This is a genomic window from Terrabacter sp. Soil810 (assembly GCF_001429645.1).
GTDB lineage: Bacteria > Actinomycetota > Actinomycetes > Actinomycetales > Dermatophilaceae > Terrabacter.
In genome coordinates, this window is record NZ_LMSW01000011.1 from 1,409,619 (window position 1) to 1,422,929 (window position 13,311).

Genomic DNA, 13,311 nt, shown 5'->3' on the forward strand with positions numbered 1-13,311 from the left:
ACAAGCCCGAAGAAAGAGGAACGCCCATGAGGCCGGTCCGCTCGAGCGCCATCCTGGCGCTCTCCCTCTCTGTGGCCACTGTCGGCCTCACCGCGTGCGGTGGGTCCGACGGCGGCTCGAGCGGCAGCACGTACGCCGTCGGCAAGACGTTCACGCTGGCGCTCTCCGCCGACCCCGGGGCGCTCGACCCCCAGGGCAGCGCGTCGAGCCCGCTCTTCCAGGTCAGCAAGTTCGCCTACGACAGCCTGGTCTCCGTCAACGCCAAGGGGCAGGTCATCTCCGGCCTCGCGTCGAAGTGGTCGGTGAACGGCAAGACGGTGACGTTCGACATCGCATCCGGCGTCACGTGCGCGGACGGTGCGGCGTTCACCGCGCAGACCGCGGCCGACAACATCAGCTACGTCGAGGACCCGAAGAACAAGAGCCCGTTCCTCGGTGTGTTCGTGCCGGCAGGTGCGACGGCCAAGGCCACTGGCAGCACCCTCACGGTCACCCTCGCCTCCCCGTCGCCCTTCGTGCTGGACTCGTTCGCGAACCTGCCGATGGTCTGCGACTCCGGCATGAAGGACCGCGCCTCGCTCAAGGCCGGCACGGCCGGCACCGGTCCCTACACCCTCAAGGAGGCCGTGCCCGGGGACCACTACACCTACGCGATCCGCACCGGCTACACCTGGGGCCCGGCCGGCGCCACGACCGCCACGACGGGCATGCCTGCGACCATCCAGGTCAAGGTCGTGCCCAACGAGACGACCGCCGCCAACCAGCTCCTCTCCGGCGCGCTCAATGCGGCCGCGATCCACGGGCCGGACGCCGCCCGTCTCGAGGCGGCCAAGCTCGACCACGACGACGCCCAGGCGATCGTCGGCGAGCAGTGGTACAACCACAACAAGGCCCACGCCACCTCCGACCCGGCGGTCCGGCAGGCCCTGACGCAGGCGCTGGACCTGGCCCAGCTGCAGAAGGTGATCACCTCCGACCGTGGCGGTCCGGCGACCCAGCTCGCCGTCGTCGCGCCAGCCGCCTGCACCGGTTCGTCGGTCGAGGGCAACGTCATCGGGTCGAACGCGGCCGCCGCCGAGGCAGCGCTCGACGCCGCCGGCTGGGTCAAGGGCCCCGACGGCATACGCGCCAAGGCCGGGAAGCCGCTATCGCTGTCCTTCCTCTACGACTCCTCGCTCGGCTCCGGCGGCAGCGCCGCGTCCGAGCTCGCCGTGGACGCGTGGAAGAAGCTCGGCGTGGCCGTCAAGGCCAAGCAGCTCGACGAGACCGGCATGGTCAACGCGATGTTCGGCACCGGCGACTGGGACATCTCCTGGGAGCCGCTGAACATCAACACGCCCGAGCAGGGTGTCCCCTTCTTCTCGGGGCCCGGCGTGACGGACGGCGGCAACAACATGTCCGGCATCACCAACGCCGACTACGACGCGGACGTGCAGAAGGCGATGGGCAAGGTCGGCGTCGACAGCTGCCCCGACTGGCTGGCCGCCGAGGCTGCGTTGTTCAAGACCAACGACGTCGTCCTGTTCGCCAACAGCCTGTTGCCGTTCTTCAGCAAGGGCGCCGAGATGGACGTCCTCGGCAGCGTCGTGCCCACCAGCATCCGGATGCTCGGCTGATCGGGGAGTGACCGCGAGATGGCAACACTGATACCGGCAGCCGCCCCGCCCCGGTCCGTCCCGAAGCCTCAGGGCCGGCTGGGCGGGAGGTGGACACGCTTCGCGCTGCGTCGTACGGGGCGGCTGCTGGTGTCGCTGTGGGTGCTCGTCACCGTGTCGTTCCTGATGATCCACCTGGTCCCGGGGGACCCGGTCCGGGCGGCCCTCGGGATGACGGCCCCGACCGAGCTGGTCGAGGCCAAACGGCAAGCGCTCGGCCTCGACGACCCGCTGCTCACGCAGTACGTGCACTACCTGGGCAACCTGCTCCACGGCGACCTGGGCGAGTCGATCACCACCCAGCTCCCCGTCTCGGAGACGATCAGCCAGCGCCTTCCTGCGACGGCCTCCTTGGCGGTCCTGGCGTTCCTCGTCGCCATCGCGGTCGCCATCCCGCTCGGCGTGGCCGTCGCGGTCGCAACGAGGCGCGGCCGGCGCCGCCGCACGGAGCTGGCATTCGCCGGTAGCAGCGTCGTGCTCGGCGCGATCCCGGACTTCCTGGTGGGCGTCGCACTCGTCGCCGTGTTCGCGGTCGGCCTCGGGTGGTTCCCCGTCGCGGGCCGGACCGACGCCTCGTCGTACGTCCTGCCCGTGCTGGCCCTCGCCATCGGTCCGGCAGCCGTCCTGGCGCGCATCGTCCGCGTCGAGATGCTCTCGGTGCTGGAGACGGACTACGTCCGCACGGCTCGGGCGAAGAGGCTGCCCGCCCGACGCATCCACCTCAGGCACGCGCTTCCCAATGCCGTCACGGCGACGCTCACCCTCGGCGGCATGCTGTTGGCCTCGATGATCGCCGGCACGGTCCTCGTCGAGAACGTCTTCGCGTGGCCCGGCCTCGGCAGCACGATCGTCCAGTCGATCGTGACCAAGGACTACCCGGTCGTGCAGGGCACGGTCCTCGTGTACGGGCTCGGTGTGCTCGTCATCAACACCCTGGTCGACGTCGCGCTCGCCGTGCTCGACCCCCGTTCCACGATCGGTGAGCTCTAGTCATGTCCCAGCGTTGGTTCCGCATCGTCAAGACGCCCGTCGGCATCGTCGGACTGGGCCTGCTCGCGCTCATCGTGCTGCTGGCGGTCTTCGCCCCGATCCTCTGGGGCGACAAGGCCAGTACGGTCGACACCGAGAACATCCTCGCCGGCCCGTCGGCGCAGCACTGGTTCGGCACCGACAACCTGGGCCGCGACCTCTTCTTCCGGGTCCTGGTGGCCACGCGGCTCTCCCTGACGCTGACGCTCGTGGCGACCGCGCTCGGAACGGTGATCGGGCTCGTGCTCGGCACCGCGCCGCAGCTGCTCGGCGGCCGGCTCGGACGGCTCGTCACCGCGCTCGTCAACGTCTTCGTGGCGTTCCCCGGGCTCCTCCTCGTCCTCGTCTTCGCGGTCATCTTCGGCGTCGGAGCGAGGGGCGCGGTCCTCGCGATCGGACTCGCGGTCGCCCCGGGCCTCGCCCGCCTGTGCCAGACGCTCGTCGCCGGAGTTGCCGGGCTCGAGTACGTCGCCGCGGCGCGGATCGCGGGCGTCAACCGCTTCCGGATCATGGCTCGGCACGTGCTGCCCAACGTGGCGGAGCCACTCATCGTCAACGTGACCATCACCGCCGGGGCCATCCTGCTGAGCTTCGCCGGGCTGTCGTTCCTCGGGCTCGGCGTCCAGGCGCCGGAGTACGACTGGGGCCGGCTGATGCAGGACGGCCTGAGCGGCATCTTCGTGCACCCGCTCGCGGCGCTCGCGCCCGGCATCATGGTGGTCCTCGCCGGTCTGGCCTTCAACCTCACCGGTGAGGCGATCGCCGGGGTGTTCGGGATCTCCACGACGACGGGCACCGGCACGATGCAGGTGCCGAGCGGCGAGACGCCCGTGACCGAGCTCCGCCACGACCACGAGGCCGACGGCGACCTGGTGCTCGACGTCCGCGACCTCTCGGTCACCTTCCCCGGGGTGAACGGCCCGGTCCGGCCGGTCCGCGGCGTCTCGTTCGCCATCGCCGTCGGCGAGGCCGTGGGCGTCGTGGGCGAGTCAGGCTCCGGCAAGTCGCTGACGGCGCTGGCGATCGCCGGCCTCGTCGAGGAGCCGGCGAGCGTCGACGCCCGGCACCTCACCTTCTGCGGGACCGACCTGCTCGAGGAGCCGGCGAACGGTCAGACCCACGACAAGCTGCTGGGCACCTCGCTCGCCGTCGTGTTCCAGGACCCGATGACCTCGTTCAACCCCACGATGCGTATCGGCGCGCAGCTGGCCGAGGTCGGCCGTCACCACCAGGGACTCGATCGCAAGGAGGCGTCGGAACGCGCCGTCGACCGTCTGCGGGCCGTCCGCGTCCGGGACCCGGAGCGCCGCGGCCGCCAGTACCCCTTCGAGTTCTCCGGCGGCATGCGTCAGCGCGCCATGATCGGGATGGGACTGATGGGCAGCCCCCGCCTCATCATCGCCGACGAGCCGACGACCGCGCTCGACGTCACGGTGCAGAGCCAGGTGCTGGCGCTGCTCCAGGACGTACGCCGCGAGGAGGGCGCCGCTCTCCTCCTCATCAGCCACGATGTCTCGGTCGTCGCCGACGTCTGCGACCGGGTGCTCGTCATGTATGCCGGCCGGATCGTCGAGGACCTGCCGACGGCCGACCTGCGCACGAGGGCCCGACACCCGTACACCCGCGCGCTCGTCGCCGCCGTGCCGGCCATGACCACCGACGTCGACGCCCCGCTCGCCACCATCCCCGGCCACCCGGTCGAGCCGGCACAGGTCCCCGTCGGCTGCGCGTACGCCGCCCGTTGCCCGCTCGCCACCCAGCGCTGCCTCGAGCAGGACCCGACCCTGACGGCGGGCCCGGGCGGGAGCCGCGTGGCGTGCTGGCACGCGACGGAGCCGGCCGAGGTCCTGACGGCGCAGGAGGCGATCGCATGAGCACGCTCGAGTTCGACCACGTGACCGTCCGCTACGGTGCGAGCACCGTTCTCGACGAGGTGAGCCTGATCGTTCCCGACGGTGAGATCGTCGGTCTGGTCGGGGAGTCGGGGTCGGGCAAGTCCACGCTCGCGAAGGCGGCCGTCGGTCTGGCTCCCGTGCACGGTGGGCAGATCCTGCTCAACGGTGAACCGATCCGCCTCCGGGGCCGGCACCGGCCGGTCCAGATGGTCTTCCAGGACCCGTTCTCCTCCCTCGACCCGAGGATGACCATCGGGGAGAGCATCGCCGAGGCGCTCTACCGGCCCGAGTCGGGACGCCTCTCGCGCGCCGGCCGTCGTGTCGAGATCGCCCGGCTCCTCGAGCTGGTCCACCTCGACGCGGGCCGGGCCGGGCATCGTCCCGGGGAGCTCTCCGGCGGCCAGCGGCAGCGCGTCGCGCTCGCCAGGGCTCTCGCCGGCCGCCCCCGGCTCGTCATCGCCGACGAGATCACCTCGGCGCTGGACGTCTCCGTGCAGGGCGCGGTGCTCAACCTCGTCCGGGAGATGCAGCGTGAGCTGGGCCTCTCCATGCTCTTCATCTCCCACAACCTCGCGGTCGTCCGCTACGTCGCCAGCCAAGTGGCCGTCCTCGAGGGCGGCCGGATCGTCGAGCACGGCCCCACGGCAGAGGTGCTCGGACGCCCCCAGCACGACTACACCCGCCAGCTCCTGGCTGCCATCCCCGGTGGCCACGACACCCTCACGAAGGAGACCAACGCATGACCACGAACCGACCCGACCTCGACACCGCCCACTGGGAAGCCCGGTTCGCCGAGCTCGTTCAGAAGCACGGGGTTCCCGGGGCCCAGCTCGGCATCCTGCGTCTCGGTGCCGACGGCGCCGACGACGAGGTCTTCACGACCGCGACCGGCGTCCTGCACGCCGGGACCGGCCAGGTCGCCGCGTCCGACTCGGTCTTCCAGATCGGCTCGGTCTCCAAGGTGTGGACCGCGACCGTGGTCATGCAGCTGGTCGACGAGGGCAGGTTCGCGCTGGACACCCCGGTGGTCGAGATCATCCCGGAGCTCGCTCTCCGCGACACGGAGGTCACCAAGAAGGTCACGGTCTGGCACCTGCTGACCCACACCAGCGGTGTCGACGGTGACGTCTTCACCGACACCGGCCGCGGTGACGACGCGCTCGAGAAGTACGTCGCCCAGCTCGGTGACGCGGCGCAGAACCATCCCATCGGTGCCACCTGGTCCTACTGCAATTCCGGCTTCTCCGTGCTCGGCCGGATCATCGAGGTCGTCACCGGAAAGACCTGGGACGAGGCGATGAGGGAGCGTCTCTTCGCCCCCCTCGGCCTGACCCACACGACGACGCTGCCCGAGGAGGCGATGGTCTTCGGCCATGCGATGGGCCACCTCAAGGGCGGCGACGAGCCGGAGACCGCCCCGATCTGGGGCCTGCCCCGCTCGATCGGACCGGCCGGCCTCATCACGTCGAGTCCTGACGACGTGCTCGCTTTCGCGCGGATGCACCTGACCGGTGGCCTGGCTGCGGACGGCACCCGGGTCCTCTCGGAGGAGAGCGTCGCCGCCATGGCCGACTACCAGACCGATTGTCCCGAGAAGCTCCTGCTCGGCGACTCCTGGGGCCTGGGTTGGTTCCGCTGCGACTGGCACGGTCACCGCGCGATCGGCCACGACGGCAACACGATCGGCCAAGCCGCGTTCCTGAGGCTGCTGCCCGAGGCGGGCATCGCCGTCTCGCTGAACACCAACCTCGCAAGTGCGATCACGCTCTACCAGGAGCTCTACGAGGAGATCTTCTCGGCGCTGGCCGACGTGCACCTGCCCGCGCCGTTCGAGCTGCCCGCCGAGCCGGTCGCGGTCGACCCGACGCCGTACCTGGGCACGTATGCCCGCGAGTCCGTCGTCGAGGAGGTGTACCTCGAGGACGGCAAGACCTGGATGCGGACCACGGTGTCCGGGCCGATCGCCGAGGCGTCCGGCGCCGCGGAGCCCGAGGTGCACGAGCTGGTCCCGGTCGGCGACGCCCTCTTCGCGGTCAAGCCAGACAAGAGCGAGGCGTACTACCCGGTCCGGTTCTACTCTCTGCCCACCGGCGAGGAGTACATCCACTTCGGCGCCCGCGCCACTCCGAAGAGGCCTGCATGACGACGCTCGGCGACACTCGTCGGGCCGAGCCCGCGCTCGACGAGCTGCTCGCGGACCTGCGCGAGCTGGTCGAGTGCGAGTCGCCGTCCGACGACCTCGCCGCCGTCGAACGCTCGGCAGACCTGGTCGCACGGCTCGGCACGGAACGTCTCGGCCTCGCGCCGGAGCGCATCGTGGTCGACGGCGTACACCACCTGCGCTGGCGGTTCGGTTCGCCGACGGCACCGGGACGTGTCCTGGTGCTGGCGCACCACGACACGGTGTGGCCGCTCGGCACGCTCGCGCAGTCACCGTTCACGATCGCTGACGGGGTGCTGCGCGGGCCGGGCTGCTTCGACATGATCGCGGGTCTGGTGATGGCTCTGCACGCCATCGCGGACCTGGGCGAGCGCGACGGCGTGACCCTGCTGGTGACTGGTGACGAGGAGCTCGGCTCTGCGAGCTCACGCGAGCTGATCGAGGACGAGGCCCGCCGTGCCGAAGCCGTGCTCGTGCTCGAGGCCTCGGCCGACGGGGGTGCGCTCAAGACCGCCCGGAAGGGGACGTCGCTCTACGAGATCTGCATCGCCGGCCGGGCCGCCCACGCCGGGCTGGAGCCGCACAAGGGGGTCAACGCGACCCTCGAGCTGGCCCATCTGGTGCACGGGGTCGCGGCGCTGGCCGACCCCGGTGCCGGCACCACGGTGACGCCCACGGTGGCGACGTCCGGCACCACCGTCAACACGGTGCCGGCCTTCGCCCGGCTCGCGGTCGACGTCCGGGCGTGGACGGCGTCGGAGCAGGAGCGCGTCGACGCCGCTTTGCACGGGCTCGGGCCGGTGCTCGCCGGTGCCGAGGTGAATGTCGACGGAGGCATCAACCGGCCTCCGCTCGAGGAGGAGGCGTCGCTGCCGCTCTTCGAGCGGGCACAGGCGGTCGCCGCACGGCTCGGGTTGACCGAGCTGACCCGGGCGGCCGTCGGCGGCGCCTCGGACGGCAACTTCACGGCCGGTGTCGGTGTGCCGACCCTCGACGGCCTCGGAGCAGTCGGGGGAGGGGCACACGCCGAGGACGAGCACGTGCTCGTCGATCGGCTGGTCGACCGGACCCTGCTGCTCCGAGCGCTGATCGAGGACCTACTGGCCTCCTGGCCACCGACCCTGGAGCAACACCATGACGACTGAGCCGTGGGCGTCCTACGCCGCCGCCGCCGCCGCGTCCCGCGTCGTCGTGCGCGAGCTCCTCACTCTCGAGGAGCTGCAGGATGCTGCAGCCGTCCTCGGCCGAATCTGGGGTACTCCCGACAATCCGCCGATGAGCGCCGAGCTGCTGCGCGCCATGGGCAAGGCGGAGAGCTACGTCGCCGGTGCGTTCGACGCCGAGCACCCCGAGGCCGGCATCGTCGGCGTCTGCGTGGGCTTCCACTCGACGCCCGCCGCCCGCGCGCTGCACAGCCACATCGCCGGTGTGACGGGTGCTGTCGCCGGCCGCCACGCCGGGTTTGCGCTCAAGCTGCACCAGCGGGCGTGGTGCCTGGACCGCGGCATCGACCTCGTCGAGTGGACCTTCGACCCGCTGGTCTCCCGCAACGCCTACTTCAACCTCGCGAAGCTCGCGGCCCGCGTCGCGGAGTACCTCCCCGACTTCTACGGCTCCATGGCCGATGCGATCAACCGTGGGAACGACAGCGACCGGATCCTCGTGCACTGGTCGCTCGCCTCGGCCGAGGTGGCGGAGGCGTGCGCCGGGTCACCGGTCCGGGCGACCGTGCCCTCCGGCGCCGCCGCCTCGTGGGTGCAGGTCCCGCGCGACATCGGGGCCCTTCGGCTCACCGACCCCGAGCAGGCGAGGGGATGGCGCGCCAAGGTGCGCGACCAGCTGACGACCGCCCTGGACGTCGGCGGGCACGTCGCCGGCTTCGACAAGGAGCAGGGCTATCTCGTCCTGCCGCACGAAGGAGATCTGCCGTGAGCGTGAAGCTCGAAGGCGTCGAGTTACGCCGTATCGCGATGCCGCTGGTGTCGCCGTTCCGGACGTCGTTCGGCACCCAGACCGCGCGCGACATCCTGCTGCTTCGCGCCGTCACCTCCGACGGCGAGGGCTGGGGCGAGTGCGTCGCGATGTCGGACCCCCTCTACTCATCGGAGTACGTCGACGCGACGGCCGACGTGCTGAGTCGCTTCTTCCTACCGACGCTGGCGGCCTCGTCCGAGGAGCTGCTGCGCCACGGCGCGACCGCGGTCAACGCGGTGCTCCACAAGTACAAGGGCCACCGGATGGCAAAGGCGGCACTGGAGATGGCCGTGCTCGACGCCGAGCTGCGGGCCGACGGACGATCCTGGGCGCGCGAGCTCGGGGCGGTCCACGAACGCGTGCCGTCAGGCGTCTCGGTCGGCATCTTCGACAGCATCCCGCAGCTGCTCGACGTGGTCGGCAGCTACCTCGACGCCGGCTACGTCCGGATCAAGCTCAAGATCGAGCCGGGCTGGGACGTCGAGCCGGTACGCGCCGTACGGGAGCGCTTCGGGGACGACGTGCCCCTGCAGGTCGACGCCAACACGGCATACACCCTGCGCGACGCCCGTCATCTGGGCAAGCTCGACGACTTCGACCTGCTTCTCATCGAGCAGCCGCTCGAGGAGGAGGACATGCTCGGCCACGCGGAGCTGGCCCGGCTCATCAAGACGCCGGTCTGCCTCGACGAGTCGATCGTCTCCGCGCAGTCCGCGGCGGCCGCCATCGCGCTCGGTGCGTGCTCGATCATCAACATCAAGCCGGGTCGCGTCGGGGGATACCTCGAGGCCGTGCGCATCCACGACGTGGCGGCCGCCCACGGGCTGGCCGTGTGGTGCGGCGGCATGGTCGAGACCGGGCTCGGGCGGGCGGCCAACGCGGCACTCGCCGCACTGCCCGGCTTCACCCTCCCCGGAGACATCTCAGCCTCGGATCGCTTCTACCAGAACGACATCACCGCGCCACTGACCATTTCCGACGGGTACATGGACGTTCCCGCCGGGCCCGGTCTCGGCGTGACCCCGATCCCCGAGTTCCTCGACGCCGTCACCACCTCCACGGAGTGGATCGCGCTCTGACCAGAGCCAGAGACGAGGCAGACTGGGCCGTCTCTCCGGTCGACGAGCCCTATCCTAGGTCGGTGAACCAACGCCCCCGTGCGAACCTCGGACGGGTGCTCGCCGACCTCGGAGACTCCTTGCTCGAGCTCGTAGCGGGCGACCCGGCGCACGAGGGCGAGATCGGCGGCATCGTCATCCACGACCCCGACGACGAGCCGGTCCAGCCACCGGCGGCGCTCGTGCTCGGTGTCGGCGTACCGTCCGCGGCGCTGCCGGACCTGGTCCGCGACGCCGGACGCCAGGGCGCCGTGGGGCTGATCATCCGTGCGCCGGTCGCGATGAGCCCCACGCTCGACGCGGCGGTGCGGGAAGCCGGGCTCGCCCTGCTCGGCCTGCGTCGTGGCGCGACGTGGAGTCAGCTCACCGCGCTGCTCCGCTCCCTCCTCGCGGAGGACGACATCGGGCCCGCCGAGGCAGAGTCGATCGGCGGGCTGCCGTCGGGCGACCTGTTCGCCGTGGCCAACGCCGTGGGTGCACTCCTCGACGCGCCGGTCACGATCGAGGACCGCAGCTCGCGCGTGCTCGCCTTCTCCGGTCGGCAGGACGAGGCCGACTCGTCCCGGGTCGAGACGATCATCGGTCGCCAGGTGCCGGAGAGGTACGCGAAGACGCTCACGGAGCTCGGCGTCTTCAGGGAGCTCTACCGTGAGCACCGCCCCGTCGTGGTCAACCCGGCCGACCTCGGGGCCGACGCGGTCAACAAGCAGCGGGTCGCGATCGCGGTCCGTGCGGGCGACGAGGTGCTGGGCTCCATCTGGGCGGCGATGGACGGCGAGGTCACGCCCGAGCGGAGCGCAGTGCTGCAGGACTCCGCCAAGCTGGTGGCACTGCACATGCTGCGCGTGCGCGCCGGTGCCGACGTGCAACGCCGGCTGCGCACCGACCTCGTGAGCACCGCTCTGGAGGGTGGTGTCGGCGCGCGCGACGCGCTGAGCCGGCTCGGCCTGGCAGGCACGCCTGTCGTCGTGCTCGCTGCGACTCTGCGTGCCGAGCACCCGGACGGCCTCACGCACAGCCCCGCCCAGCCCGCCGCTGGGACCGGCGGCGGCTCCGGCGACCTNGCATGCACCTGTCGGCATCAGCGCCCAGCTCGGCCGTCGCCGTGGTCGGCGGCATCGCGTACGGCCTGCTCGCCGTCGTGGCCGGCAGCGAGCCCGAGGAACGCGCCGCCCGCCTGGCAGAAGAGTTCTGCGAGCGGGTCGGGAGTCGCCTGCCCATCGTGGTCGGCATCGGCGGTGTCGGCGATGACGTCCGCGGGGTGACCGAGTCGCGCGAGACTGCGACCCGGGTGCTGCGGGTCCTCCGCGAGGGGCACGCAGGACAGCGGGTCGCTCGCCTTCCCGACGTCCACGCCCAGTCCTTGCTGCTCGAACTGCGTGACCTCGCCGCCGCGCGCGGTGAGCGGCCGGTTGGTCCCGTCGCGCGCCTCTTGGCGTACGACGAGCACAACGACTCGGACCTGACCCAGACCCTCGAGGCGTGGCTGGACGCGCTCGGCGACGTCCGCGCCGCCGCCGCCGCACTGTTCATCCACCCCAACACGCTGCGCTACCGCTTGCGCCGGCTCGAGGAGGTCAGCGGACTCGACATCGCCGATCCGGAGCAGCGGTTCGCGGCAATGGTCCAGCTGCGGATCCTCGCGCCTCGCTGAGGCGAGGGACTGGCGTGCTCTGGTCGAGATCGGCAGGTGGATGACCATGGACCTGCTGGCCCCCGGCTGGCGGCCGGCCAGCGCTAGCAGTAGGCGCGCTGCGCGCCTACGATCAGGATGGTCTCCGGGCAACATGGCACCGACCCGCGCATCTGGACTCGACCGCTGGCTCGGCCACTGGCACGGACATGGACGCTGTCGAAAGGGAAGGCTGATGTCTGAGGCTTCGCGCTCGGCACCCAGGTCGACGCCCGCGCCGGGCCGCCCGCTTGCGATCGTCGCGGGCGTCACGATGTTCTTCATTGCCCTGCAGTTCGTGCTCGCCGGGTACGGCATCTTCGAACGGCAGTATCACAAGGCGGACGACGGGTGGTTCGAGCCGCACCAGGCGGTCGGCTACCTCACGATCTTGTCGATCATCGCCGTCCTGGTCGTCGCGCTCGTCACACGCCAAGAACGCGGCGTCGTGCTCCGGGCCGTCGCACTGGTCGTCCTCGGAGTCCTCCAGCCACTGCTCGCCGGGCTGGGCGGCGACACCAGTCCGTGGTACGGCGTCCTGCATGCGGCCGTCGCGGTCGCGATCGCAGCGATCGACGGAGTACTCATCGGGCAGGGCATCCGCGCGTCGGCGCGGTCCTGACACGGTTCGTTGCCTCGCCGGCGCGTCCGAGGCCGGACTCACCGGCTAGACCATGATCCGGCTTGCCCCCGAACACATCTCGGGCCCTGCGGCAGATCCGCACGTCGGCCGGAGCCTCCGGTGCTCGGAGACGGCGATCTCCTCGCCGAGGTGACGGTGCCGCTGGGCCACCGAACGCAGCGCAGGCGGGTGTCGCTTGTTCGGTCATCTCCATGCGTTCCCGCTCGTCTGCCACCTCGGCACGTGCCGTGAGTGGACCGCGCAGGGACATCCCGTCGATGCCCTGAGCGTTCCCGCTGTGGTCCCGGGAGCGGACCGACGCGCCAGTGGTGCCTCTAGGGTTTGAACGTGATGACGAGGGCAGCCCAGGTGCCGGCGATACTGCCGTCTGCTTTGTAGGTGCCCCATGAGGTGGGGAGCTGATAGGCCCTTCCGAGGCTCGCCTTGGGGACCGACAGGGCGGTGAGGGCGGTCCAGGAGGTGGTCCATGTGGGGTTGGTGGTCGTGAACGTAGCAACGGCTCCGAAGACGACTTCGCGGGGTGCGGTGGTCGTGGCGGTGAGGCCGGAGGAGTAGTTGGTGCTCGTGCCGACGGCGGCCGCCGCACGGTCCACGCGGGTCACGCCGGCGAGTTCATCGGCCACCATCTGATAAGTGCTCGATCCGGGGAAGGTTGCCGTGATCTTCGCCCCGGAGGCGAGCGGTTTGGTAGCCAGCCCTGTGAGGACCAGGAGGCGACCGCCGCTCACTGGGACGTCACGGGCGACCGCGTAGACATTGCCCGCCGAGTCGGTGGCCGCAACGGCTCCGCTGGTCGACTTGGCCGCGATCTGCAGCGTGATCACGACCAGGTCGCCTTGACGCACTCCTGCGATGGGGCTGACGGTGACGGTTCCCGAGCTCTTTGTCGTGGTGGCTGAGCTGGTCCCCAGTGTCGCGACATAGGCGGGCTGTGCGCTGGTGGTGACGGTTTGCTGGGCGGTGGCGGTTCGCCCGGAGCTGTTGGTCACGGTGAGGNGTTGGGCGGGCACGGTGGTTCCGTCGCCGAAGTCGAAGGCGTAGGTCAGGCTCTGGCCTTGTGGGTCGCTGGACGCGGACGCGTCGGCGGTCACCGGCAGGGGCGTGGTGCCGCTGGTCGGGTTCATGCTGAGCCGGGCGACCGGAGCCTGGATCGGCGCGCTGGTG

Annotated in this window: 10 protein-coding genes and 2 pseudogenes; 11 read left to right on the forward strand and 1 reads right to left on the reverse strand. The window is 71.0% G+C overall.

What is annotated here, in order from left to right:
- Nucleotides 1-26: 26 nt before the first annotated feature.
- The 11 genes and pseudogenes from ASG96_RS12440 (at nt 27) to ASG96_RS12485 (ending at nt 12,126) form a co-directional block, all read left to right on the forward strand.
- The gene (locus tag ASG96_RS12440) at nt 27-1,616 is read left to right on the forward strand and encodes an ABC transporter substrate-binding protein (protein WP_056757797.1); all 1,590 of its coding nucleotides are present in this window, start codon (nt 27-29) and stop codon (nt 1,614-1,616) included.
- 18 nt (nt 1,617-1,634) lie between these two features.
- Nucleotides 1,635-2,645: an ABC transporter permease gene (locus ASG96_RS12445; RefSeq protein ID WP_082588742.1), complete on the forward strand. Its 1,011-nt coding sequence runs from the start codon at nt 1,635-1,637 to the stop codon at nt 2,643-2,645.
- A gap of 2 nt (nt 2,646-2,647) precedes the next feature.
- A complete protein-coding gene (locus ASG96_RS12450; protein WP_057588089.1) occupies nt 2,648-4,558 on the forward strand; it encodes a dipeptide/oligopeptide/nickel ABC transporter permease/ATP-binding protein in 1,911 nt (636 codons plus the stop codon).
- The gene (locus ASG96_RS12455; protein ID WP_057588090.1) at nt 4,555-5,322 is read left to right on the forward strand and encodes an ABC transporter ATP-binding protein; all 768 of its coding nucleotides are present in this window, start codon (nt 4,555-4,557) and stop codon (nt 5,320-5,322) included. The genes ASG96_RS12450 and ASG96_RS12455 overlap by 4 nt, the downstream gene beginning before the upstream one ends.
- On the forward strand, nt 5,319-6,722 hold the full coding sequence (locus ASG96_RS12460; protein WP_056757789.1) for a serine hydrolase: 1,404 nt from the start codon (nt 5,319-5,321) through the stop codon (nt 6,720-6,722). The genes ASG96_RS12455 and ASG96_RS12460 overlap by 4 nt, the downstream gene beginning before the upstream one ends.
- Nucleotides 6,719-7,885, forward strand: a complete 1,167-nt coding sequence (locus ASG96_RS12465) for a M20 family metallopeptidase (protein WP_057588091.1) — start codon at nt 6,719-6,721, stop codon at nt 7,883-7,885. The genes ASG96_RS12460 and ASG96_RS12465 overlap by 4 nt, the downstream gene beginning before the upstream one ends.
- Nucleotides 7,875-8,672, forward strand: coding sequence for a hypothetical protein (locus ASG96_RS12470; protein WP_057588092.1), 798 nt, complete (start codon nt 7,875-7,877; stop codon nt 8,670-8,672). Before ASG96_RS12465 ends, ASG96_RS12470 begins: the two co-directional genes overlap by 11 nt.
- A 2-nt stretch (nt 8,673-8,674) precedes the next feature.
- Nucleotides 8,675-9,793 (forward strand): o-succinylbenzoate synthase, encoded by a 1,119-nt coding sequence (gene menC / locus ASG96_RS12475; RefSeq protein WP_056757779.1) that lies wholly within the window; start codon nt 8,675-8,677, stop codon nt 9,791-9,793.
- Nucleotides 9,794-10,589: 796 nt separating this feature from the next.
- A partial coding sequence (locus ASG96_RS24650) for a hypothetical protein (RefSeq protein WP_369813599.1) occupies nt 10,590-10,895 on the forward strand: 306 nt, incomplete at its 3' end.
- Between the two features lies 1 nt (nt 10,896).
- Nucleotides 10,897-11,486 (forward strand): annotated as a pseudogene (locus ASG96_RS24655) (PucR family transcriptional regulator); the annotation flags it as partial.
- Nucleotides 11,487-11,700: 214 nt separating this feature from the next.
- A complete protein-coding gene (locus tag ASG96_RS12485) occupies nt 11,701-12,126 on the forward strand; it encodes a DUF6220 domain-containing protein (protein WP_057588093.1) in 426 nt (141 codons plus the stop codon).
- Between the two features lie 1,018 nt (nt 12,127-13,144).
- Here the strand turns inward: ASG96_RS12485 and ASG96_RS24660 are convergent.
- A pseudogene (locus ASG96_RS24660) lies at nt 13,145-13,298 on the reverse strand (PKD domain-containing protein); the annotation flags it as partial.
- Nucleotides 13,299-13,311: the final 13 nt, after the last annotated feature.

Coding starts and splice junctions, on each gene's coding strand:
- ASG96_RS12460 (WP_056757789.1), top strand. CDS start 5,319: ATGACCACGAACCGACCCGACCTCGACACCGCCCACTGGGAAGCCCGG.
- ASG96_RS12445 (WP_082588742.1), top strand. CDS start 1,635: ATGGCAACACTGATACCGGCAGCCGCCCCGCCCCGGTCCGTCCCGAAG.
- ASG96_RS12470 (WP_057588092.1), top strand. CDS start 7,875: ATGACGACTGAGCCGTGGGCGTCCTACGCCGCCGCCGCCGCCGCGTCC.
- ASG96_RS12455 (WP_057588090.1), top strand. CDS start 4,555: ATGAGCACGCTCGAGTTCGACCACGTGACCGTCCGCTACGGTGCGAGC.
- ASG96_RS12440 (WP_056757797.1), top strand. CDS start 27: ATGAGGCCGGTCCGCTCGAGCGCCATCCTGGCGCTCTCCCTCTCTGTG.
- ASG96_RS12465 (WP_057588091.1), top strand. CDS start 6,719: ATGACGACGCTCGGCGACACTCGTCGGGCCGAGCCCGCGCTCGACGAG.
- ASG96_RS12450 (WP_057588089.1), top strand. CDS start 2,648: ATGTCCCAGCGTTGGTTCCGCATCGTCAAGACGCCCGTCGGCATCGTC.
- ASG96_RS12485 (WP_057588093.1), top strand. CDS start 11,701: ATGTCTGAGGCTTCGCGCTCGGCACCCAGGTCGACGCCCGCGCCGGGC.